Annotated in this window: 26 protein-coding genes; 8 read left to right on the top strand and 18 right to left on the bottom strand. The window is 44.1% G+C overall.

Going from position 1 to position 20781, the window contains the following annotated elements:
• Positions 1 to 31 precede the first annotated feature (31 nt).
• Together INR79_RS25740 and INR79_RS25735 are read right to left on the bottom strand one after the other, a co-directional pair.
• Positions 32 to 565 carry a hypothetical protein gene (locus tag INR79_RS25740; RefSeq protein ID WP_223097653.1) on the bottom strand — a complete coding sequence of 178 codons (534 nt, stop codon included), beginning with the start codon at positions 563 to 565 and terminating at the stop codon, positions 32 to 34.
• A gap of 356 nt (positions 566 to 921) precedes the next feature.
• Complete coding sequence (locus INR79_RS25735; RefSeq protein ID WP_223097651.1) at positions 922 to 1509, bottom strand: TetR/AcrR family transcriptional regulator; 588 nt, start codon at positions 1507 to 1509, stop codon at positions 922 to 924.
• 126 nt (positions 1510 to 1635) lie between these two features.
• Here INR79_RS25735 and INR79_RS25730 point away from each other — a divergent pair, with 126 nt between their 5' ends.
• Both INR79_RS25730 and INR79_RS25725 read left to right on the top strand, forming a co-directional pair.
• Positions 1636 to 2679, top strand: coding sequence for an alkene reductase (locus INR79_RS25730; protein ID WP_223097650.1), 1044 nt, complete (start codon positions 1636 to 1638; stop codon positions 2677 to 2679).
• A gap of 136 nt (positions 2680 to 2815) precedes the next feature.
• Positions 2816 to 3394 (top strand): DUF6151 family protein, encoded by a 579-nt coding sequence (locus INR79_RS25725; protein WP_223097649.1) that lies wholly within the window; start codon positions 2816 to 2818, stop codon positions 3392 to 3394.
• A gap of 24 nt (positions 3395 to 3418) precedes the next feature.
• Here INR79_RS25725 and INR79_RS25720 read toward each other — a convergent pair whose 3' ends face one another.
• Both INR79_RS25720 and INR79_RS25715 read right to left on the bottom strand, forming a co-directional pair.
• Complete coding sequence (locus INR79_RS25720) at positions 3419 to 3841, bottom strand: Crp/Fnr family transcriptional regulator (RefSeq protein WP_022597776.1); 423 nt, start codon at positions 3839 to 3841, stop codon at positions 3419 to 3421.
• 130 nt (positions 3842 to 3971) lie between these two features.
• Positions 3972 to 4583: a TetR/AcrR family transcriptional regulator C-terminal domain-containing protein gene (locus tag INR79_RS25715; protein ID WP_223097636.1), complete on the bottom strand. Its 612-nt coding sequence runs from the start codon at positions 4581 to 4583 to the stop codon at positions 3972 to 3974.
• Between the two features lie 108 nt (positions 4584 to 4691).
• Between INR79_RS25715 and INR79_RS25710 the strand changes: the two genes are divergently transcribed.
• Both INR79_RS25710 and INR79_RS25705 read left to right on the top strand, forming a co-directional pair.
• A complete protein-coding gene (locus tag INR79_RS25710) occupies positions 4692 to 5789 on the top strand; it encodes an MBL fold metallo-hydrolase (RefSeq protein WP_022561648.1) in 1098 nt (365 codons plus the stop codon).
• A gap of 80 nt (positions 5790 to 5869) precedes the next feature.
• Positions 5870 to 6118, top strand: a complete 249-nt coding sequence (locus INR79_RS25705) for a hypothetical protein (protein WP_022613732.1) — start codon at positions 5870 to 5872, stop codon at positions 6116 to 6118.
• Between the two features lie 6 nt (positions 6119 to 6124).
• Here INR79_RS25705 and INR79_RS25700 read toward each other — a convergent pair whose 3' ends face one another.
• Positions 6125 to 6433, bottom strand: coding sequence for a DUF1289 domain-containing protein (locus tag INR79_RS25700; protein WP_200768774.1), 309 nt, complete (start codon positions 6431 to 6433; stop codon positions 6125 to 6127).
• A 519-nt stretch (positions 6434 to 6952) separates the two neighbouring features.
• On the opposite strand from INR79_RS25700, the gene INR79_RS25695 reads away from it, so the two are divergent.
• Positions 6953 to 7906 carry a GGDEF domain-containing protein gene (locus INR79_RS25695; RefSeq protein WP_004398084.1) on the top strand — a complete coding sequence of 318 codons (954 nt, stop codon included), beginning with the start codon at positions 6953 to 6955 and terminating at the stop codon, positions 7904 to 7906.
• Between the two features lie 77 nt (positions 7907 to 7983).
• Here the strand turns inward: INR79_RS25695 and INR79_RS25690 are convergent, their stop codons facing one another.
• From INR79_RS25690 to INR79_RS25660, 7 genes are all read right to left on the bottom strand, one after another.
• Positions 7984 to 8844 carry a lipase secretion chaperone gene (locus tag INR79_RS25690; RefSeq protein ID WP_223097635.1) on the bottom strand — a complete coding sequence of 287 codons (861 nt, stop codon included), beginning with the start codon at positions 8842 to 8844 and terminating at the stop codon, positions 7984 to 7986.
• Between the two features lie 12 nt (positions 8845 to 8856).
• The gene (locus tag INR79_RS25685) at positions 8857 to 9798 is read right to left on the bottom strand and encodes a lipase family alpha/beta hydrolase (protein WP_004398086.1); all 942 of its coding nucleotides are present in this window, start codon (positions 9796 to 9798) and stop codon (positions 8857 to 8859) included.
• Positions 9799 to 10132: 334 nt separating this feature from the next.
• Positions 10133 to 10909, bottom strand: coding sequence for a glutathione S-transferase family protein (locus INR79_RS25680; RefSeq protein ID WP_223097634.1), 777 nt, complete (start codon positions 10907 to 10909; stop codon positions 10133 to 10135).
• 97 nt (positions 10910 to 11006) lie between these two features.
• Positions 11007 to 11552: an RNA polymerase sigma factor SigZ gene (gene sigZ / locus INR79_RS25675; RefSeq protein ID WP_223097633.1), complete on the bottom strand. Its 546-nt coding sequence runs from the start codon at positions 11550 to 11552 to the stop codon at positions 11007 to 11009.
• 102 nt (positions 11553 to 11654) lie between these two features.
• Positions 11655 to 11954, bottom strand: a complete 300-nt coding sequence (locus INR79_RS25670; protein ID WP_223097632.1) for a hypothetical protein — start codon at positions 11952 to 11954, stop codon at positions 11655 to 11657.
• A 220-nt stretch (positions 11955 to 12174) separates the two neighbouring features.
• The gene (gene arsB, locus INR79_RS25665) at positions 12175 to 13200 is read right to left on the bottom strand and encodes an ACR3 family arsenite efflux transporter (protein WP_022592767.1); all 1026 of its coding nucleotides are present in this window, start codon (positions 13198 to 13200) and stop codon (positions 12175 to 12177) included.
• Positions 13201 to 13835: 635 nt separating this feature from the next.
• Complete coding sequence (locus INR79_RS25660; protein ID WP_223097631.1) at positions 13836 to 14522, bottom strand: aspartate/glutamate racemase family protein; 687 nt, start codon at positions 14520 to 14522, stop codon at positions 13836 to 13838.
• A gap of 124 nt (positions 14523 to 14646) precedes the next feature.
• Here INR79_RS25660 and INR79_RS25655 point away from each other — a divergent pair, with 124 nt between their 5' ends.
• Both INR79_RS25655 and INR79_RS25650 read left to right on the top strand, forming a co-directional pair.
• Positions 14647 to 15033 (top strand): VOC family protein, encoded by a 387-nt coding sequence (locus INR79_RS25655; protein WP_004398095.1) that lies wholly within the window; start codon positions 14647 to 14649, stop codon positions 15031 to 15033.
• Between the two features lie 109 nt (positions 15034 to 15142).
• Positions 15143 to 15289, top strand: a complete 147-nt coding sequence (locus tag INR79_RS25650) for a hypothetical protein (RefSeq protein WP_022561639.1) — start codon at positions 15143 to 15145, stop codon at positions 15287 to 15289.
• On the opposite strand, the gene INR79_RS25645 is transcribed toward INR79_RS25650, so the two are convergent.
• Entirely contained in the window at positions 15286 to 15924 is a 639-nt protein-coding gene (locus INR79_RS25645) for a helix-turn-helix domain-containing protein (RefSeq protein ID WP_223097630.1), read from the bottom strand. The genes INR79_RS25650 and INR79_RS25645 overlap by 4 nt on opposite strands.
• A 76-nt stretch (positions 15925 to 16000) precedes the next feature.
• Here INR79_RS25645 and INR79_RS25640 point away from each other — a divergent pair, with 76 nt between their 5' ends.
• Positions 16001 to 16285 (top strand): GNAT family N-acetyltransferase, encoded by a 285-nt coding sequence (locus INR79_RS25640; protein ID WP_223097629.1) that lies wholly within the window; start codon positions 16001 to 16003, stop codon positions 16283 to 16285.
• Between the two features lie 75 nt (positions 16286 to 16360).
• Here INR79_RS25640 and INR79_RS25635 read toward each other — a convergent pair whose 3' ends face one another.
• From INR79_RS25635 to INR79_RS25615, 5 genes are all read right to left on the bottom strand, one after another.
• Positions 16361 to 17278 carry a M14 family metallocarboxypeptidase gene (locus INR79_RS25635; protein WP_223097628.1) on the bottom strand — a complete coding sequence of 306 codons (918 nt, stop codon included), beginning with the start codon at positions 17276 to 17278 and terminating at the stop codon, positions 16361 to 16363.
• Between the two features lie 47 nt (positions 17279 to 17325).
• Entirely contained in the window at positions 17326 to 17997 is a 672-nt protein-coding gene (locus INR79_RS25630; RefSeq protein WP_022592772.1) for a hypothetical protein, read from the bottom strand.
• Between the two features lie 124 nt (positions 17998 to 18121).
• The gene (locus INR79_RS25625; protein WP_022597753.1) at positions 18122 to 19333 is read right to left on the bottom strand and encodes an HD-GYP domain-containing protein; all 1212 of its coding nucleotides are present in this window, start codon (positions 19331 to 19333) and stop codon (positions 18122 to 18124) included.
• Positions 19334 to 19679: 346 nt separating this feature from the next.
• Positions 19680 to 20081, bottom strand: a complete 402-nt coding sequence (locus INR79_RS25620; RefSeq protein WP_022597751.1) for a hypothetical protein — start codon at positions 20079 to 20081, stop codon at positions 19680 to 19682.
• 1 nt (position 20082) lies between these two features.
• Positions 20083 to 20745, bottom strand: coding sequence for an HAD family hydrolase (locus INR79_RS25615; RefSeq protein WP_045965148.1), 663 nt, complete (start codon positions 20743 to 20745; stop codon positions 20083 to 20085).
• Positions 20746 to 20781: the final 36 nt, after the last annotated feature.

Genomic DNA, 20781 nt, shown 5'->3' with positions numbered 1-20781 from the left:
AAGCCCTTTTTAGGTTTCGGTTCAGTATATTTTAGTATTCGTGCGTGTAAGTTTTGATGTTGTCAATCACAAGTGTTTTGCTTGAGCTGCCATCCACAGGAACCAAATTGACATTGATGTAATCTTGAGCGGAATGGAAGCGATGAGCACCAATAACGATGTTCTGGTTTGTGGAATCGATGTTTTCCGCAAACTTAGTGTTATTTACATAGACGTCGAAAACAGGGTTATTGGTGTTCTTGGTCACAGCGATGACCAAAGAGTTTTGTTTAGTTGTAGAAACTTTTAGCGTATTAAAAATAGCACCGTTTTCTCCAAGCGTAACTTTAACGTCTTTTGCATGCCAGTAAGAATAACCGGACGTGAACTGGTTGAAGTTGTCTGTTTTTTTAACTTTAAATCTTTCAAAGTATTTATCTGGAATAGCTTGAGAACGAATATTATCGCTTCCATTTACAGCACTTTGAGAGGCAATTGTTGTTTGATCTTCGAATACAAGCGTAGTATTTGCCTGAGCAGAAAAAGTTGCGGATGCGATAAGTGCGGCAACAAGAACATTTTTCATTTTTTTCTCCTTTTGATTGTTCCGCAGTCATGTTGCATTACTTGTAACTGATTGATAAGAAAAGAAACGTAAGAGGTGTAAGAAATGTAATGGCAATGTTGACTTAAATCTTCAGGCTGTAGATTTATTACTCTCAACGTGAGCTATTAAGTAGATTCTTGTCGCTGTTAGAGTGGTAGTTTAATAATTTTTTGCGCTCTATATGAAAAAAGTAAGCAACTTATATAAACACTTCGAAGTGAGAGGAAACGATACCGCGAGATCTTTCATATACAAGTGAGAGCATCGTGATACTGGGTTATTTGTATGATTAATAGACGATAATCTAGACCAATCAGAGATGAACTAAAGCAGCTTTACGCTGCTTTTTGCTGTATATGTTCAAACAACTGACTTGCAAGACGGGTTAGGGTACCTGCAGGTGGCTTGGTATGAGAAAAGGTTCGAATTCCATAGATCCCCATTACCAGGAACTCGGCCAATTCGGAGCAGTCAGCATCGGTAGAAAGCTCGCCGTTTTCCTGTGCCAGAATCAGTTTGCCAGCGATGTTGTTTCGCCACTTTTCCATCAAGCCAGAAATCACAGCTTCCACTTCTTCGTCTTGCTGAGAGAGTTCGCTCAGAGCTTTTTGCAGCAGACAGTCTTTAACTTCTTCGCGCTCACATTCATCTACCACATGAGCGAGGTACGACTGGAACGCTTCCAGAACAGATTCATGCCCTTCGAACTGAGCTTCAAATACTTTTGCGCTTTCAATGCCATATTGTTCTAAAGCCGCAAGCAATAATCCGCGTTTGTTGGTAAAAGCACAATAAATTGACCCAGGGTGAAGCCCTGTTGCCGCCTTTAAATCTTGCATGCTGGTTTTGCTATAGCCTTTGGAAATAAAGATTTCCATGGCAGACCGAAGAACTTCTTCACGGTCGAACTCTGCGCTGCGCATCAAATTACTCTACAAAAATATTAGTAATCGCATTCTAGAACATTTTGAACGTTCATTCAAAAAAGTACTTGAATGATCATTCAAGAAAGGCTAATTTGAATGGACATTCAAAAAAGGAATAACAAGATGACTGCGAACTTATTCGAATCATTTCAGTTGAATAGCGAAATTACTCTGCAAAACCGCATACTGATGGCTCCACTGACAAGATGCATGGCTGATGACGATCTTGTACCGACCGACGAAATGGCTGCGTACTACGGAAGACGTGCAAAATCTGGTCTGATCATTGCTGAAGCAACCATCATTCGCCCAGATGGTCAGGGCTACCCAAATACGCCTGGTATTTTCAGCCCAGAACAAATTCAGGGCTGGCGCAAAGTCACTGATGCCGTTCATGAGAATGGTGGAAAGATCTTCCTTCAGCTTTGGCATACGGGTCGTGTTTCCCACCCTCATTTTTGGAATGGTGAGCATGCATTAGCCCCTTCCGCAGTTCGCGTCGATGGATCCGTTCCTAGAATGCGTGAGCTCTCTTATGTCACGCCAAAACCAGTGACGAAAGATGAGGTAGCTCAACTTGTCGAAGACTACGCGCAAGCTGCGGCAAATTCGATTGATGCTGGGTTTGATGGTGTTGAAATTCACGGTGCGAACGGGTATTTGATTGACCAGTTCCTGCACTACTCAAGTAATACCCGCGACGATGAATTCGGTGGTAATGCAGCAAACATGGTTCGATTCCCGTTAGAGGTTGTTGATGCAATTACCGCGCGTATTGGAGCAGAGCGCACTGCGCTTCGCGTTTCTCCAGCGGCATACTTTAATATGGATGCGGACAAGCGAGATCGTGAAGTATTCGATCTGTTCCTGTCTGAACTGGACAAACGTCAACTAGCTTACCTGCACGTGGGTATCTTTGATGACAGCGCCGAGTACGATTACCTCGACGGCACGCCAACATCTTACTTGCGTAAGCATTACAAGCAGACTTTGGTTGGCAATGGTGGTTACTCAGCAGAATCTGGCAGTCAGGCGATTGCCGAAGACAAGTTTGATCTGCTAGCAATCGGTCGTCCATTTATCGCTAATCCCGACTTTGTAGAAAGAGTCGAGAAAGGTGAAGCATTGAAAGAATACTCTGAAGAAATGCTGACTACGCTTTACTAGAACTAAACATACCCAAACTGGCTTGGGTATAAACTCCTTCCTTGTTTTTTGCCATTCGTAATTTCGCGAATGGCTTTTTTATGTTTTCATAAAAATGAACCGAATACTCAGAGTGAACCTCGTAAAGGGGGAGTGTATGGAAATACTAAAACTGTCGTGCCAATGCGGTGAAGTTACGGGTCACATCAAAAACGTTTCACCGAAACTGGGCAATCGCCTGATTTGCTACTGTGGTGACTGTCGCACGTTTGCTCACGATTTAAATCAGGATCAGGAGCTTACGCCTTGCGGAGGTTCCAGGATATTTCAGGTTCCCCTGAATCATTTTGTTATTGATACTGGTCTGGATAAAGTTGCATGTCTGAGGCTATCTGAAAAAGGCGTTTATCGCTGGTACACAACCTGCTGCAACACAATGATTGGCAACACTTTAAAACCAGAGACGATTCCTTTCATTGGTGTGCTAGAAAGCTTTTTTGCTGATGGTGAAAATACGGATAAAAAGATTGGTGCTGCGCTGGGTGGTGTGAATGTCAAAAGTGCGTTATCTGATCCGAGTCAGGAACTGGTCGGCAAGCAAGGGGAAGGTCGAATTCAGATCCGATGCCTCACCAAGTTGTTTGGCTGGAAGCTAACCGGGAAAGGTAAACCCAACGTACTTTTTGACGATGGTCCTAAGTCTAAAGCCATTGTAAAACCCAAGATTCTGCGCTGATTCGCTAAGTTTTTGCTTAATCAGTTAAGTCACGCTTTTCGATTTCGTATTTTCAAACGCTTTCAACCACGGAGTGTGAAAGGTTCGCCAGTCTTCCTCTTTTTTGAATTGTTCTCGAAATTCATCATATGTCCAAATCCAGAATTCCACCGGTGTAAGGGTTTCAATTGTGAAAGGACATGGCTGGTTGCGCAAAGATTCCGTTACTGGCCACAGGAAATCGTCATCTGAAAAATAAGCAATATTATGTTCTTGGTGCTCATTTAATGTGTAGAGCCGAATCGTCCCTGTTTTAAGCCAGATTATGGATTGCCAGTGGTTACCTGTTTCCACAATGGTTTGTTTATCCGATAACCTTTGGTGCTGTGCTATGGCGTAAATTTTGGACTGGATAGTTGAAGGTAAGCAGCACAGATGAGGGCAGTGCAATAAGTATGTGTCACCCATTCTCGCTCCTTGCTCGACGGATCCTATAAGGTTAAGTGTGACACATACTGCACGAATTTCCTGTGATATTGAGTGATTTATTTTTTACACTCGTTTGACGGTCAGGCAATCGAAGTCAGTTTCTGAGGTCTTAGCTTTGATAGCGACACAGGAACATTTCTGCGGTTTCTTCCGCAATGGTTTTGCGTTCTTCTTCAGACAGTTCTGCTCTCATTCCCATCAGCTGCGGCCAGAAACCACTGCCCTTGATCAGGCTATGCAGCTGCCCGTTGGCAAACTCCGGGTCGAGCGCTTTTAGCTTTCCATCATCCATTGCAGCTTTGATCCAACGGTGGATAGCCGTTTCCTGAGCCGAAATCTTTTCGATCTCTTTTTGCAGCTCTTCTGAGTTATAGAACAAATGCCCAAATGCCACGCGTGATAAGTCCAGGTATTCGCGAGCACCAATAAAGTCGAGCTCCATTTTCAGCATCTCTGCCAGTTGTGCTTTAAGCGATGTGTCTGGGCAATACTCAAGCTGAATATCTACCATAGCGCGCTTCCAGAGATCGGAAACCAAATGCATCACCAGAGTTTCTTTGGTCGCAAAGTGGTTATACACCGTGCGCTTCGAAACCCCCGCCAGTTGTGCGAGCTTATCCATGCTGGTGGCCTGAACGCCAAACTCTTTAAAAGCACTGGTCGCTGCTTCTAATATGGCTTCACGTTTCAGTTCACTTCGAGTCTTTTTTTTCTCAACCATTCTTTTGTCGTACGAAAGTGTTAATTTCAATTATTTTACACTGACCAGTTTACTTTTTGAAATGCCAAAAGTAAACTGCACCGTATAGTTTACTTTTGGTGTTCCAATATGAAACGTAACATTGCAATCGGTATAGGGGTCATCGTTATGGCAGCAGCAGGATACAAATTCACATCGTCTAACAATGTAGAAGGTAAGTTCGTTAACACCGACACCAGCTACGAAACTGGCGCAGCGAATATCTGGGAAATCACTAAAGCTTATGTAAAAGCTAATCGAGTGACGCCAACACCAAGCACGCAAATTCCCGTGCTGCCAGTGACTGCCAAGCAGCTTGCAGAAGAACACGACGCAATGTTTCGTCTGGGGCATTCCACCATCTTAATGAGGTTGGATGGTAAGCTGATATTGACTGATCCGGTATTGAGTGAGCGTGCTTCACCCGTTCAGTGGGCGGGTCCCAAGCGTTTTCATGAAAGCCCGATCAGTGGTGAGGACTTGCCCGAAATTGACGTGGTCGTAATCAGTCACGACCATTACGATCACCTGGATAAAGACGCCATCAAATTGCTGGATGGCAAAGTGAAACAGTTCTTAACGCCGCTAAAAGTTGGTCAGCGCATGATCGAGTGGGGAGTTAGCCCAGACAAAGTAGTCGAAATGGATTGGTGGGATGAAATCAGTGTCGCTGGCATTAAGTTTGTAGCAACGCCGGCGCAGCACTTTTCGGGTCGTGGTGTGTTCGATCGTGACCAAACGCTGTGGGCGAGCTGGGTTATTCAAAGTAAGCAACGCAATTTGTTCTTTAGTGGTGACAGTGGCTATTTCAAAGGGTTTAAAGAGATCGGTGAAAAATTCGGACCTTTTGATGTCACTATGGTTGAAACCGGCGCATACAACGAACTGTGGAGTGATATCCACATGATGCCTGAAGGGAGTATGCAGGCACACCTGGATCTAACCGGTTCACACATGATGCCAATACACAACGGAACATTTGACCTGTCACTGCACGATTGGTACGAACCCTTCGAGCGAGTGTTAAGTCTAGCCAAAGAGAATGATGTAACACTGCTAACGCCTAAGTTTGGACAGGAAATTACGCTGGATAACATCCCACAAACTTCGCTTTGGTGGCGAGAAGTGGAAGGCGAGAAAACATGGGAAGAAGGGAAAATTGCCCAAAATACATTAAGTTTTAATTAATAATACTGGTTAGTCGTTAACCTATAGATTCGATGAATGATAATCTCCTTGTTGCGTATTCGTGTGGCAAGGAGGTTTTCATGTTAGACCCAATGGCGATATCCGGCTACTTAGGTTGGTTTTTAGCCATTCTTTTGAGTTACCCGCTAGTATTGGTGGGCGTCCAGCTTGCCATTTTCAGCGAACAGAAGCGAAAGCGCGTCACCTTCTGGTTCAATATTGGTGTAGCCGCTGTACTGCTTATCCTGTTTTATTTTCATATGCAGACTGAGGTTATTTACGGTAAGTCACTGTTAGATGCCTGGTACGCGCAAAACCCTAAGGAATAGCTCGTTTTATTCCAATGGTAATTCAGAAAGGCATTTGCGGCACAGGCAAGTGCCTGTTTTGTTTAATGTGCTGGTATCCCGTTTTTCGAGCTCAAAGCACCAGCAATGATTGCCACCAGCGCTTATCTCACAGTAAGTTGGGCTGCCACACTTCGCGCAGGCGTGAGTTTGTTTTTCGCCGGAAAGCTTATTCATGACTTCCGAGCGTTCCTCTTCCGTCTTATCTTTCCAGCCGATGATTTCATTGATTGTACGGTAGCAACCGCTGCACATTCCTGCGTTATTTTTGCATGCCGCAACACATGGTGACTTAATTGACATTACTCTGCTTAAAATTTCTGGGGGCTTTAGCCCTTTTTGTTTGAGCCGAGTATATCACTCTTCCGTTGCAACCTTGGGGCAACTTCAAGAATTCTCTCATTAATCAATCGAATTTATATGCATTATGTCTACTATTTGAGTAGCGCTAATATTTATATACCCAAGTAACCTTAAGATACTAGGTTCAGCGAGAGTTAACTGGTTTTCAGACAAGACACCGATTTGAAGATCTAGTGGTTCTAAATCAAGAATCGGTAACGCAGTATGAAAGCCAGTTAAACTCGCCCATGGGAGCTCATATACTGTCTCACTTCATCGTCAAAGAATTTGGAAAGGACATATCATTCCACTGCATCCTTTTCCTTGAATTGAAACAGTATATGAAGCTCTGAATCCTGGATCTTGAGGTCACTTGGGTATACGTACACAGAAATGCTTTGCTAAGACTTCGCTCGGTATAAACGGGCGTCATGGGTATTCCCATGGACTAAATCAAAAGATGCATAATCAACGATGAAAAATACAATAAATAATTTGATATCGGATACCGATCATGAGGTTTTGAGCAGCGAGTTAAAAAAGCTGCTGCTCACTCAGGATCGTTTTTACTTTTTCCTTGCCCACACTCCGGATTTTATTTACTTCAAAAACTCAAAGCATGAATTTACTTATGCCAGTCAAGCGTTTGCTAACCTGACTCAACATCGCGACTGGAAAGAACTCAGGGGGAAAACAGACTTTGATATCTTTCCGAAAGAACACGCCAGCGTTTATTTCAAAATGGAAGAAGACGTGATCAAGAAAGGGCAATCACTCACTGAAATCGAAGAACCTTATTATGATCTGAATGGCAACGTACGTTGGGTCAGTTCCAGTAAAAGACCAATTTACGACGAGTCGGGAGACATTGTGGGTCTGTTTGGCATTAGCCGCGATATTACGCGAATCAAAGAACTGGAAAATGAGTTGAAAAAACAGGCGTATTTCGATGTGCTTACGCATTTGCCAAACAGAAATTATCTGTTTCAGCATGCCGACAATATATTAGAGAGGGCTGAGCAGGAAGCGCGTGATGTGTATGTTTACTTTATTGACCTTGATGGATTCAAGCAGGTGAATGATCGTATGGGGCATAAAACTGGCGATTGCGTCCTCCAGGTTGCCGCCCAGCGTTTAAGGAAACACTTTGGTGATGTCGGACACGTGAGCCGGATTGGTGGTGACGAGTTTATCGGAATGGCACTGAGTAACGACGATTTTGAACGTAAGGTAGGCATCGCAAACAATGTGATTGAGTCACTCAACGAGCCTATTTTAGTGGATGGGAAATCCATTCATGTAGGGTGTAGCATTGGCATTTCGACCTATCCTCAGCACGGGACGGACATCAGCCACTTGATTCTGATGGCAGACAAGGCCATGTATCGGGCAAAAAATGCCGGTAAAAATACGTTTCGTAGCATTTAAGTGTCATCTTTATTTGGAACGACGCATGTTGGTTATTGTCCGGTGAGAATCTGCGTACTGGAGGTGATGTTTGACTGTTAGTTGGCGTCGTGAATGCGTTCCAGCGCTTCTACTCGCCTAAATTCGGATTCTGAGAAAGACTGGTTTCTGAGTGACGCAATGGATTGTGCTTTTTCCTCTGAACTTGAGGTGGTTTGATTGATGGAATCGCGCTGGCTTAAATAAGATTTCATTCGAGAGTCAAACTCTTCACGCTGATTGTCCAGGTCGGCAAGCCGGTTCGCGGCTTCCTCTCCCACCAAATCTGCCCTTGCCAGATGTCTTTCCTGTTCAGATAAATTGTTAAGACCATTCAACTTCTCTACTAGGCTGGCGTTCTTATCGCTGCGTTGTATGTAGTCTGGCTTAGACGCGAGATATTGCTGCCATTGATGGTTAAAGTCGGAGGCGCTTGTGGCTTGCTGTTGTAAGCGTAATTTTTCTAGCGCCATTTCCCGAATCAGGTTTTCCTCAGCAAAATAGTTGTCGCGCTCAAGCTCATCGAAATACTCAGCTTGTACGTCCAATACTTTGGCGTGAAGATCTTGCAGCGCATTAAGGTCTAGCACTTCATAGTCGGTAGGTGCGAGTTCGTTCAGCGCGAGTTTGTATTCGATGAATTTATCGAATTCCGCATCTTTGATTTTAAGATTAGGATCGAGCGGTTGAAACTGGGTGCTTTGGTTTTTTATGTCGCTTAACGGTTGTTCACCCATGGTTGCAAGAAAGTAATCAATGACCTTACGGGAAGACTCCTGATCTACCTCTGTCCCCTGTAATGAACCGAACTTCCGGTTGACTGCGTCATTGCCTTCGCCAACATTTTGGGAAAGAAAAAAGACCGCCGCCACACTCCCCGAGGCGATGATAATTGCGATAAGCAGAGCGATCTTTTTCATAGTATGTACCTTTTATAATCCCTGATTTTTAAGGCGATTAGCGTGTTGCCTGTAAATCGTGACCGGATCGGTTTCGAACAGATGGTGGATTCCCAGTAACCCGTTCACTTCGTCCAAATGATTCATCTTGTAGTTATCTCGAATCACCTGACCCAGATGGCTACTGCACCTTCCAACCAAGCCATCATTCGGCTCACTAAAGGCTAGTCCTAACACACCCATCACCGCATCAGAAGGGTCTAGCACGTTAGTTACGGTCGAGGTACCACTCCAAGAGTAATAATATACGCCGTTACTCGCCCGTTTCTGTCCGTTGCCACATTTTGAGGTTGGCACCCCCTCGGGGTAATGGCGGTTAAATTTTAGCGATCCTTTAGTCGTTAACGAGCGCAGTGAAGCAAGCGGGTCTTGTGGCAAAGCACTTCCTCCTGAAAGAACACCAATCAGCGTGCTTAAACCTTGTGCCATTTTAACGGCGAGATCTTCAGAAACGGAGCCGGGCGGCACTGTTCCCCTAACGATATCTGCAATGGTAGAGCCTTTGTTGACCCCTCCGACGCTTGTCACAGACGCGACAATGTCCGGTCGGACAGATGCCACATAACGGGAAGTCGGGCTGCCGTGGCTGTGTCCGATAAGGTTAACTTTACTGGCACCAGTAACCGCCAGAACGGATTCAACCTGTGCCAGAAGCTGTTCACCTCTGGCTTCAGAACTGTTAGTGGCGGAGACCTGTGCAACATAAACACTGGCACCACTTTTCGTCAGTGCCTGTGGGACGCCAAAGAAATAGTCGACGCCAGCCAGTTTATCGAAGCCAAATAAACCGTGAACAAGCACGATAGGGTAGTGCGTTTGGGTGTAGCCAGTTTGGGTTGCCCCTCCGGCACTAGCACCAGCCCAGGTAAAGGTGCTGGCGGAGAGCAATAGAGCGAGTGTGAGAATCCTTTTCACGTCGTTTTCCTCTACAAGTTAGACCTCGGATGAGTTAATAGAATGTAGCGAAAATGTTAATGCTATTTTGGTTCAAAAATGAGAACTGTGAAGAAAACGAATATTTTCAGGTGACTGATTTATGAACAAGAAAAAGACCGGGAAAGAGCTAAGACATTAAATAATATAGAAGTTATCTTTTGAAGTGAGTTGAAAAGGGAGCATCTCATTGTTCGAAGGTTTGGGTATGAGAGCCGGAGAGTAAAGCCCACCCCCAGCATGAATGTTTAAAACAGCCGGAGATGGGCATTTGTGTGATCAGAACCTGATATTTAGTCTGAGTAGCTACACTCGATTAGCAACAATCAGGCGCACAGCAGGTAACTTTGTTAATGCTTAGCGATGGTTTGCTCTCAACGCAGCAATCGTCGCCTTCATCACAGCAGTCGCCTCTGTTTTCTTCACAACAATCTGTATCGCAACACACTTTTCTTCCAAGCTCCGTTTCTTCGGAAAGGTAGAAGTTAGTGAATTTGGTGATGAATTCCTCTGAAACAGATTTTTCAGCAACTCCAGTTTCCATAAGCTTTTTCTGCCATTTCTGCGTTTTCGGCAGACCGCTCAGAAAGTCAAAACCCGTGTACTGTTTCACAATGTGAGCGCGAAGAAGAAGTGGTAGCCAGGCTATATCTACGTTGCTGATCTCTTCACCACTGAAGAACGGACCTTCGTTCAGAGCTTTCTCTGCTTTTTCAAAAGCGGAAATCAACTTGGCGCCTCGTTCTTTCAGAGTCTCTTCGTCTTTACTGCGCATTGTGCTGCATTGCGTCAGGTAGTGCTTTGTTGCCTGATAACTCCAGGCACGGTTAATCGCTTTTTGCTCGGGAGTCAGGTTGGGCTGAAGTGGGGTTGTGACTTCATCGATGTACTCCGCGATCGCGTCGGACTCAAACAATGCCTGACCAGAGTCGGTAACTAACAGTGGCACCTGTCCGTTAGGAGAAAGCTCCAAAAACCAATCTGGCTTGTCGCTCAAGCTGATGTATTCAATGTCGTAAGGCACTTTTTTCGCTTCAAGCAAAGCGGTGACACGTTGTACAAATGGGCAGATTGTAAAGCTGATAATTTTCATTTTTTCTGTTCTCTCTTGGTGATTTGTCTATAAGACGCAGGGGCTCAGAAAAAGACGAAGAAAAAATGAAAAAATTACCTCGAAAGAGCGACAGACTTTAACAGCTATCGCAGCTTTTTGATTTTGAATCGCAATCTATCATGCCGCCATTTTTCCCTAAGGTGACATGGCAACAGTCTTCAAACTGCTTTTTGAGCTCTTGTCTGGCTTTATGAACGCGAGACTTGAGGGTGGAGTAACTAATGTTCTCCTGAAGTGCCAGAGATTTTTGAGATTCCTGCTGAATATCAACGGCGAAAATCAGCTTGGCGCTCTGTTCTGGTAGTGTCTGAATGAAAGGAAGCAGGCAGCGAGAAAAGTCCTGTGTTGGTTCTTCTTCTGCATTGGCATACCACAGATCTCGCTCGTCTACCGAGGACTGTCGAGCTCGCTTGCGGTAAAAATCCATTATGGCGTTGTTTGCGATCTGGAAAAGCCACGACTTCAGGCTTTCCCAGTTTTGTACCGTATCCAGCTTTTCGTATGTTTTGACCAAAATATCCTGAAGAATATCTTCGACATCATCTGGGCTGGATACCCGGGAATGTAAAAATGCTTTGAGGCTTTGTTGGTATTCCTGCCATACGGTCTCGAAATTTTTCATAGCGTGGTGTTCTCGTACAATTGCGAAATCCCTAGTGACCTAGATTATCAAAGCAATATCATTATCAAAACAACATCATTACCAAAACAACGTCAGAGCTGATTACTTTTTAAGGATGGCTGCGCATTCTGAATAGCTAGCGCTGTCGCCTTCACCAAAATCCCAAATCTGCTTAGACGCGTAGTAAGCGTAATCTTTGTTGGCGGGGTATTCTCGCTTTCGTTCTAATTTTTTATTGATGTAGATGGTTCTCATCTCCGATCTTTGATTGTAATTCAGTTCACGAGACTGAGAACAAATATGGCTTAAACCTTCAAATGCATAAGCCGTAATTTCTTTCTTCCACGAGCTCGCATAGCTGGTGGACGATAACAATATGAGCAATAAAACTGACTTCTTCACTTGGCTTCCAACCCTAACTCTGAATTTGTAGCTAACCTAGCAGTGCTAAGTTGATTTTTCGAGATAACACGTTGAATAATATGGTTAAAATATAAAGATACTTTTTATGAAGTACCCGAGGGGATCACTCGGGTACTAACAATTGTAGCAACGTATATGAGCTCTGCGAGAAGAGATTTGGCTGGTGTTTTTTATGGCTCAGTTATCAGCTTGTAATTGCTCAGCTATTCGATTCAACGGGTGAAAAATCTGTTTTCGTTCTATTGGCGAAAGCCACCAGAGAGAGCATTACCGGAACCTCAACCAGCACACCAACGATGGTCGCCAGTGCGGCACCTGAGTGAACCCCAAACAGGCTGATAGCCACAGCAACCGCAAGTTCGAAGAAATTCGATGCACCTATCATTGCACCTGGAGCCGCGACACAATGAGGTTGTTTCGACTTCTTCATCCAGTAATACGCAATCGCGAAGATAAGATAGGTTTGAATAAGTAAAGGGATAGAAATCAACACAATGTCGATTGGGTTATCAAGAATTGTATTCGCCTGAAAGCCAAACAAGAGAATCACAGTACCCACTAATCCAACAATGGAAAGAGGTTTGATGGTATTTCCAAGTGCATCGACCTTTTTCTGATCTTTCAGGAAGTGCCTTGTTGCGACCCCAGCGACCAAAGGCACGATGACAAACAGAGATACAGACAGGAGCAGGGTATCCCAAGGAACAGTAATGTCGGTCATTCCTAAAAGAAGTGCGGCAATAGGGGCAAACGCGAGCACCATGATGATGTCGTTGATGGCAACTTGTACCAGGGTGTAGTTTGCGTCACCTTTCGTTAACTGGCTCCACACAAAAACCATGGCTGTACAAGGTGCAACACCCAGTAGGATCATGCCCGCGATGTACTGCTCTGCCAAATCATCGACAATCCAGTTGCCAAACACATATCGCATGAACACAACCGCAAGTAAAGCCATGGTGAAGGGTTTCACCAACCAGTTAATAACCACGGTGATGAGTATGCCTTGCGGTCTCTGATGAATTTTTTTAACGGACGAGAAGTCTATTTGCATCATCATTGGGTAGATCATCAGCCAGATCAGTACCGCGATAACCATATTGATTTGTGCATACTGTAGCGACGCTAAATACGAGAAAAAGTCAGGGAAAACATATCCACCTAAAACCCCAGCGATCATGCCGAGACCGACCCAAACACTTAAAAATCGTTCAAAAATACCCATGGGAATCACTCTTTAATCAAACATGTCAGTTTATCTGTTACAAATGACAGCCTGATGATTGGTTAAATTTGCATATATGCATTTGCGTATATGTTAGTTCAATTGCTTTCACTGTCAATCGAAAATTGAGCATCCAAATGAACGAGATCTATTGATTCAGCCTGATAGATATTGAGGTGGGAATAGGGGAGTGAGTGTCTTTGGACGATTTTTCAATACCTTGGACAATTCTGCCTTTTTGCCTGCTTCGAAGGGGATAACTTGAATGATTTGAACAAACAAAAGTCTGTAATAAAAAATTCACTAAATTGAGTAAGTTGCATCCAGACCTTTTTCAATAAGGCTTTATGGTACTTAGGAGTTCAGCTTCGGCTGGAGTGGCACTGCGAGCAATATTGAAAAAAATCAGAAATGTCATTACATTGAAATCATAGTGTAACAAATCAATGGGTGAGAAGATGCAGCATCAAGAAATGATTCAACATTCACATTTCGGCGTAGTAAGCCGTACCGTATTATTTTCACTCGTATCAGTCGTTTGTATCCTGATGATTATATGAGTGTAGATCACAAATAAGCCCCAGACTTCATTATTGAACTCTGGGGCTTTTTCTTTTTATCTCTGCTAAATATCATTATAAAGTGACATATTCGATGGCGGCTCTGGCCAGTAGTCGTGTTGAGTCCAGTGTTGGAATAGGGGAGTTTTCATCGCTCAGCACAATTGGCAGTTCCGTACAGCCTAAAACAACCGCTTCACACCCCTGATTTTGGAAATCTTCAATCACAGACTGCAAATATTCAATTGCCTCTGTTGGTGTCCGCCCAAGTACCAGCTCATTCATGATCAGCTCTCCAACTTTTTTACGTTGCTCTGCGTTTGGTAGTACAGCTTCAATACCAGCATTTCTCATGCTGACAGGGTAAACATCGCTTTCGGTTAGCCATTGAGTACCCAGTACACCCACTTTCTTATATCCCTTTGTTTTTGCGTGTTGTGCTACCACTTCTGCAATGTGTAACCAAGGCAGAGAGGAGTGGGGCTCGACTAAAGAAAAAGCCTGATGGATGGTATTGTCAGGGCAGATAACAAATTCCGCACCAGCAGCTTTCAGGCGCTCAACAGAATCTAGCATTAACCGTGCAACGCTCTGTTTGTCGCCTTGATTCAGGGCATCGACATAAAGAGAAAGAGACGGTGTGTGCATGCTGATATCGGGGTGCTGATAATTGCCAAATTTAGCGATACTTTCGCTACAAATCGTGGTGTAACAAAGTGCGGCACCTTCTGCCGAGCACCCAACGATTCCAATCTTTTTCATTCCGTGTCTCCCTGATATTGTTTGTCCAACCTTAACTTACATTTGGGTGTGTCGCGTATTTTCAATACATGAAGGCTATTGGGGCATTAATCTGACGTTCTCAGTTAACCAAAGGAAGAAGAAAATGAAGCTGAAATACACCATTCTATATGTTGAAAACGTGGAACAAACTCTAGAGTTTTATGAAAATGCTTTTGGTTTGAAAAGAGCGATGCTTCATGAAGGGGGCGACTACGCAGAACTGGATACAGGAAACACCACGTTATCACTCTCTTCGTTGGATCTGATGAATCGACTTGGAAAAGGAGCGCAGCGCCCGACTAAAGGGAAACCCAATTTTGAAATTGCATTTGAAACGGACGATGTGGCAGGTTCGTTGCAAAAAGCATTAGACGCAGGAGCAGAGCTTGTTCAACCTGTGGAGGAAATGCCTTGGGGGCAAACCACATCTTATGTGCATGATATTAATGGCTTCCTGATAGAGATATGCTCCCCCGTTTCTGGTGTTTAGCCTAGGTCAACAGACCCTAATTACGCTTTGGGATAAGCTCACTTTGTTCAGTTAACCCCGAACCTGATAGTATCGGGGTTAAATTTATGAATTTCAAAGTGGTTTATATATGAAAACAAAGCTGTTTCTGCTGGTTGTCGGAGTTTTAGCAACGGTTGCTAACCTAGAAGATGAACGCTATTGGGCTGCTGCAATGATATTCGCAACCATTGCGTACTACGTTATGAAGCATTTTCGCAGCAGAGAAGCGGATTAATACCCTTCATCAAACAATTGAGCTCGTATATCCTGTCTTGTCGCGAGCTGAGTAGGCGTCACACCCAACCAGTGTTTTACTTCCCGGCACATATGCGCCTGATCGGAATACTGAAAGTCGTAGGCAATATCTGAATGGTTTCCGCTCGTTATGATGGCTTTTGCGCACTGGCGAACCCGCGCCAGTCGCAGCCAGAATAGGGGAGACTGAGACGTATGTTGTTTTAAGGTTCTTTGTAACGTTCTTATACTGACTCCCAGCACAGCAGCGATACTGGTAATGTCTCCCGACTCCTTTCTAATGCATTGAAGTAATTCCCAAACGTTGTCATTCACCTGCGTATTGTTTTCTATGTAATCCTCTAACCATGTTTCATCAAAACGCTTCTGTTTCAAAGCTGCGAGATCTAAGCCTTTAAACGAACAACCTGGCTTTAGCCTGAAGCCAAGCATCTCAGTCCCTTTTTCGATATCGACAGCAATAGTCTGAGTATAAAGTGGGGAGATATTAATGACTGGTGAAGCTTGGTTCGGTTGGACAACGATGACATCCTGACAGCCATCCGGAATCACAAACGCACGTTTGTCTGCGTCTGCCTTCGATTTCCAGATTTCGATGATATTAGCTTGATGCATAAGGTTTCACTGAACGAGCTGATTGTTTAAGATTAACACAAATTAGTTGGGTAGATTTAAACAGGAACAGAGATTAATGAGTGAAAAAATTGCTGTAGTACATGATAGCCAGACCCATGAATTCAAAATTGAAGTGGCACCAGACCAATGGGCAAAGGTAACGTATCGCCCGGATGGAGACGTATGGTATGTCGATCACTCCTCAGTGCCACAAGCATTCAGAGGTCAGGGTAAGGGTTCCGTAATGATGGAAGCGGTTTTGCCAGAATTTGAAAAACTGAACGTGAAAATTGTGGCGGAATGCAGCTATGTGAAGCACTACCTGAACAAGCATGAAAACTGGCAGCATTTACTCAAATAATCCTAGATCGATAGACCCTATAACGCAGCAAATAAAAAGGATGGCGAGTAGCCATCCTTTTTGATCTTTCAGAAGTTACAAAGAAAGCAGGTAATCCAGCCCACCTTTAATTGATGCGACTTGTGCATCATTGCATTCTTCATCGGTGACTTTAGGGCTGTCTGGATACACTTCGGTGGTCGTACCGTATTCACACCCGGTAAATCCACTGCACAAGCCTAGCTTGTTGGTTGGATAATTAATCACACCATGTTGAACCACTGGCGAACCAATGATGTTGCCATCACTGTCTGGTGGAGCGATATGCGTCACCTTCTCCACGGCTTTGATAATCGCGGTCTGGAAAGCTTCATTCGGGTTTTCGGTATCGCCTACCAGATAAAAACCGTCGGGCACAAGATCTTCTATGTATTCCAATCCATCTCTGGCTGCGAGCGCGGGGCGGAACTCAGACTCGTCGGTATCTGTTGTTTCGTGAAGGTCGATGTGAGCATAAATGCCAGTACCTAAAGATTTCACCATTGCCATGAGGTTGGCAGACTCTTCAGCGGGCGAGTTTTCATAAAATGAACGGTTTGGGTCAACAGCGTTAGGGTTCCAACGGTTAATGGTTTCGTAACCCCAAGGGCTTATGCATGGTGCGACAATCAGATTAAGGTGCTTTTCATACTCATGACCAAGTTGATCAACAAATTTAAGGGCACCATGAACACCACTGGTTTCGTAGCCATGAACGCCGCCAGTCACTAGAATCGTCTTTCGGTTGATGTCCCAAGTTTTACTCTTGATAGCAAATAGTGGGAAGCGGTCGGTATCGTAACTCAGTGCACCGTATTGGAAGACGTCAAAGCGTTCGCGTAAGGCGTTTATTTTGGTGACAACGTCACTGTTGTAGTCACGTTTTACTGACGTCGTTTCCAGCCACGCTTTTTTCTCTTTGTCGCCCCAAGGCTGGCCTTGAGTTCCGATAGGGTATTGAAATCCGCTTTTCATTGTTCACCTATTTTGCAGTTTTAGTTTTTTCGATGTGTATTATATCCTTATTCAGTAATGACTTGATAAGTTTCTAATTCGTCTTGCGTCATGTAATGCATGCCTTCTGCAGTTGCGGCTTCCAAGGTAAAAAAGTAGAAATCCTCTGGTAGCGGGAGACCGATAAGCTTGTAGAAGCGGATGTAGGGTTTGTGCTCTGAGTGTGTTTTTGGCAGGTCAGCACCTTCGTATTCGTCGTTTGACCAAGAGTGAACGCCAAGATAAGCGCCTTTATCCACAGTTCGTTTGTGACCAGAAAGAAACAGGTCAGTCCCGCCTGATGCAACCCCTCCTTTTATTACTTCACCAAACTCATCAGTTTGATTCCACTTGGAAGACACATGCGTGTGCAGCTTTTTCGAGTGGAAAAGAGTAGCCAGTTTTAGGTTGGTTTCATCGTCCACTGAGCCACCAACATCGAGAAATACAATTTTTTTCAGGTTGGGGTGATTGTCGAGCATGTCAAAAGCAGCGATTAACGTACCATCACAGATTACACCAGCAACTTCTGCCGTGTGTCCCTCTTTATCAACTGTAAATTGTGCTGCGTCTTCATTGGTGATATCAGCTTGTTCAAGTATTTCTGGGTGGCATTCTGATGAATATTGGCTGGTAGAAGCCATTGTCTGGGTAGACGCAAGCGCAGAAAGTATGCAGGAGAGTAGGATTGTTCGAGTCATTTTTTGATTGTCAGTCAGGTAGATTTGTCTGAATTTTAGACGCTAATTGACGGAGGGTGTTACTGCTTGCATGTAAGGGTTTGTCAGGAACAGAAACGGCAGCCAGGGCTGCCGTTTTATCCAATTAGGTGTCGTAGAAAGGGGCGGGATCCACTTCAATATCTTTCGGAGAAATTGCGCCCTCGATTTTCACATTACTGTTTTTCAAATCGACATAGGAGACTTCAATAAAGCGTTTGAATTTTCTGGAATAGAAACATTTCACCACGGGTTTAAGTGGCTGCTGACTGTTTGACGTCCAGGTGATCCCGACACGACCATCACTCAATTCAACCAGAGAACCGACCGGGTATACCCCAATGCAGTTAATGAACTTGTACACCAGATCCTGATCGAGCTGGGCAGGGGTCATACTAAGAAGGATCTTAAAAGCTTCAGCAGAGCTCATGCCTTCTTTGTAGCAACGGTGTGCGGTGAGGGCGTCATATATATCCACAATGCCACTCATGCGACCATGCAGCGGAATCTCGTCGCCTTTCAATCCATTCGGGTAGCCGTTTCCATCCAGCTTTTCATGGTGCATCAGACAGACATCCTGACTTACCTTGCTTAGCCCTTCAACATTCTCGATGATGTCTCCGGCATACACCTGATGGAGCTTCATGTGTTCAAACTCTTCCGGAGTCAGACGTGCAGGTTTGTTCAGAACTTTGTCGTCCACCTTGATCTTACCCACATCGTGAATGATGCCGCCAATGGCCAATTCACGAAGTAACGTCTTATCCATTCCGAGATGTTTGCCGAAAGTTACCAGCAGGCATGACACGTTAACAGAGTGCTCAAGCAGGTAGGTGTCTTTGTTTCTGAGTGCCGACACGCATTTAATGGCATCGGAATCGACTAAAACCGTTTCAATAACATCGTCTGCCCAGTCTTCCAGAGCCTCAACTTCGAATGTGTTGCCTTCAAACGTTTCATTGAGCAGTTTCTGCGCCAGCCCTTTCGCTTCTGCAATCAGCTTTTTGGCCTTATTTTGTCTGATTTCTCTTGAAGGCAGCTTTTTGTTCGGAGCATTCACTTCTGGCTCGTCTTGTTTCTCTGCCTTTGGTTCATCATCTAAAACGGGTTTGAATACGCAGTCTTTGGCAGAGAGTTTTTCATCTACCCAAGCAAAACGTACTCCGCTGTCTGCTAACTGTGTAATGGCTTTTTGGGACGAAACTCGCCCAGCGTTAGAGAGGTTTACTCGCTCACTGTTTTCAATGCCTGTCACGAACATCCCGATATTAAGGTGCTCAATAGCTATTTTTATAGAATTCTCAGGTTTGTATTGCATCAATTCATAACCAGTATTTGCCGCATAAATTCAAGATGGATGAGATTTATAAATATTGCATTTTTCCTTTATCTTGCACGGCGTTGCTATCATAAAAATGTCTGCCGGAACTCCTTTACCAGAGACTTGTTAAGTTTAGGTGATCTCTTGCAGTTTTGGAGAGATCGATTGCAAAAAACGAAATCTATTATGAGACCCACATCTTATTTCTCAAATATGAAATGAGCTTTAAAATAAAAAAGCAAATAATTTGAGTAATGGGTTAATTGTTATAACTGTTAATTTAACTTATGGAAATATCACATTATTTGTGGGGTAATTGCACTTTAGAATCATTTTATTAGGGTCATCTAATGTATTTTGACTGCATACTTATGTACCAATGATGAAGTTTTTCATCGTCTTTTTTGACCCATAAATCATTTCTGTAAAGCTCAATTTTTCCGGTAACAGATATGTGTAGAGAGTTGTCGTCGAAGTTATCTACCTTAATAAAAGGATCACTGGTAATAAGAAAAGGTGATTCCTCATCAATGTCTGAACCTTTGACCGTCAGGTAATAGTGATAGGTGGCATCTATTGAAGGATCGGTCGAAATGACGCGATAACCTACCAAGCGAAACGGTTCCGCTAGATCCTGCTCAAGTACTTGCTTTTCAACCTTGCTGATAGCTGGCATAAATAGCCACGCTGAGAATGCAAGCAAGAACAGTGAAACGATAGACAGCCAAATTTTTAGCGTTCGCATTTCAAGGTCTGTCCAGCGTTTTCAAGTGATCCAGTACATCGTGAAGCGATGGCATGATGTGGTGACCAAAACGTTTAACTTCGTCACAAGGCTGCACCAGATCTGGAATCTGAAAGGCGGTCATTTGGGCTGCAACTGCCGATCGTACACCGTTATTTGAATCCTCAAATGCAAGGCATTCAAGTGGTGAAACTTTTAGGCGATTTGCTGCCAGTAAGTAGATTTCAGGGTTGGGTTTTCCGTGGGTGACTTCGCAACCCGTTGTTACATTGTCGAAAAAACCATCCAGACCGCTAAGGTTTAATTTTACCTTCGCCACTTCTTTTCTTGTGGAGGTCGCGACCGCAAGGGGGACCTGTTTGGATTTGAGCCACTCCAGAAGTTCTACAACGCCATCTTTGACCGGGATCGCCTGGTTAAGCACTACGCCATCGTAATGTTTCTTCCATTCACCATGAAGGGTGGGGTAATCAATATACTCGTCGTAGCCTGCTCGCAGAGTTTGTTCGATACCAGCAGCGTTCTTGCCAATGATAGAAAAATAAACATCATCAAGAAACGGAATATCGAGAGTTTCACAGGCTTGTTTGAATATGGTCATACAGACTCTTTCAGTGTCAAGAAGGAGCCCGTCCATATCGAAAATAGCGGCTTGATAATTCATAGGAGGAAATGTTAATTGGAACAGAGTGTCGTATTG

The organism is Vibrio sp. SCSIO 43132 (assembly GCF_019904195.1).
Classification (GTDB): Bacteria; Pseudomonadota; Gammaproteobacteria; order Enterobacterales; family Vibrionaceae; genus Vibrio; species Vibrio nigripulchritudo.
Note: the sequence above shows the minus strand (reverse complement) of the source record. Positions and strands in the feature narration are given on the sequence as shown.

Bases quoted from the DNA above. Each gene is read 5' to 3' on its own strand.
- INR79_RS25740 (WP_223097653.1), bottom strand. From the start codon at position 565: ATGAAAAATGTTCTTGTTGCCGCACTTATCGCATCCGCAACTTTTTCT.
- INR79_RS25735 (WP_223097651.1), bottom strand. From the start codon at position 1,509: ATGCGCAGCGCAGAGTTCGACCGTGAAGAAGTTCTTCGGTCTGCCATG.
- INR79_RS25730 (WP_223097650.1), top strand. From the start codon at position 1,636: ATGACTGCGAACTTATTCGAATCATTTCAGTTGAATAGCGAAATTACT.
- INR79_RS25725 (WP_223097649.1), top strand. From the start codon at position 2,816: ATGGAAATACTAAAACTGTCGTGCCAATGCGGTGAAGTTACGGGTCAC.
- INR79_RS25720 (WP_022597776.1), bottom strand. From the start codon at position 3,841: ATGGGTGACACATACTTATTGCACTGCCCTCATCTGTGCTGCTTACCT.
- INR79_RS25715 (WP_223097636.1), bottom strand. From the start codon at position 4,583: ATGGTTGAGAAAAAAAAGACTCGAAGTGAACTGAAACGTGAAGCCATA.
- INR79_RS25710 (WP_022561648.1), top strand. From the start codon at position 4,692: ATGAAACGTAACATTGCAATCGGTATAGGGGTCATCGTTATGGCAGCA.
- INR79_RS25705 (WP_022613732.1), top strand. From the start codon at position 5,870: ATGTTAGACCCAATGGCGATATCCGGCTACTTAGGTTGGTTTTTAGCC.
- INR79_RS25695 (WP_004398084.1), top strand. From the start codon at position 6,953: ATGAAAAATACAATAAATAATTTGATATCGGATACCGATCATGAGGTT.
- INR79_RS25690 (WP_223097635.1), bottom strand. From the start codon at position 8,844: ATGAAAAAGATCGCTCTGCTTATCGCAATTATCATCGCCTCGGGGAGT.
- INR79_RS25680 (WP_223097634.1), bottom strand. From the start codon at position 10,909: ATGAAAATTATCAGCTTTACAATCTGCCCATTTGTACAACGTGTCACC.
- sigZ (WP_223097633.1), bottom strand. From the start codon at position 11,552: ATGAAAAATTTCGAGACCGTATGGCAGGAATACCAACAAAGCCTCAAA.
- arsB (WP_022592767.1), bottom strand. From the start codon at position 13,200: ATGGGTATTTTTGAACGATTTTTAAGTGTTTGGGTCGGTCTCGGCATG.
- INR79_RS25660 (WP_223097631.1), bottom strand. From the start codon at position 14,522: ATGAAAAAGATTGGAATCGTTGGGTGCTCGGCAGAAGGTGCCGCACTT.
- INR79_RS25655 (WP_004398095.1), top strand. From the start codon at position 14,647: ATGAAGCTGAAATACACCATTCTATATGTTGAAAACGTGGAACAAACT.
- INR79_RS25650 (WP_022561639.1), top strand. From the start codon at position 15,143: ATGAAAACAAAGCTGTTTCTGCTGGTTGTCGGAGTTTTAGCAACGGTT.
- INR79_RS25645 (WP_223097630.1), bottom strand. From the start codon at position 15,924: ATGCATCAAGCTAATATCATCGAAATCTGGAAATCGAAGGCAGACGCA.
- INR79_RS25640 (WP_223097629.1), top strand. From the start codon at position 16,001: ATGAGTGAAAAAATTGCTGTAGTACATGATAGCCAGACCCATGAATTC.
- INR79_RS25635 (WP_223097628.1), bottom strand. From the start codon at position 17,278: ATGAAAAGCGGATTTCAATACCCTATCGGAACTCAAGGCCAGCCTTGG.
- INR79_RS25630 (WP_022592772.1), bottom strand. From the start codon at position 17,997: ATGACTCGAACAATCCTACTCTCCTGCATACTTTCTGCGCTTGCGTCT.
- INR79_RS25625 (WP_022597753.1), bottom strand. From the start codon at position 19,333: ATGCAATACAAACCTGAGAATTCTATAAAAATAGCTATTGAGCACCTT.
- INR79_RS25620 (WP_022597751.1), bottom strand. From the start codon at position 20,081: ATGCGAACGCTAAAAATTTGGCTGTCTATCGTTTCACTGTTCTTGCTT.
- INR79_RS25615 (WP_045965148.1), bottom strand. From the start codon at position 20,745: ATGAATTATCAAGCCGCTATTTTCGATATGGACGGGCTCCTTCTTGAC.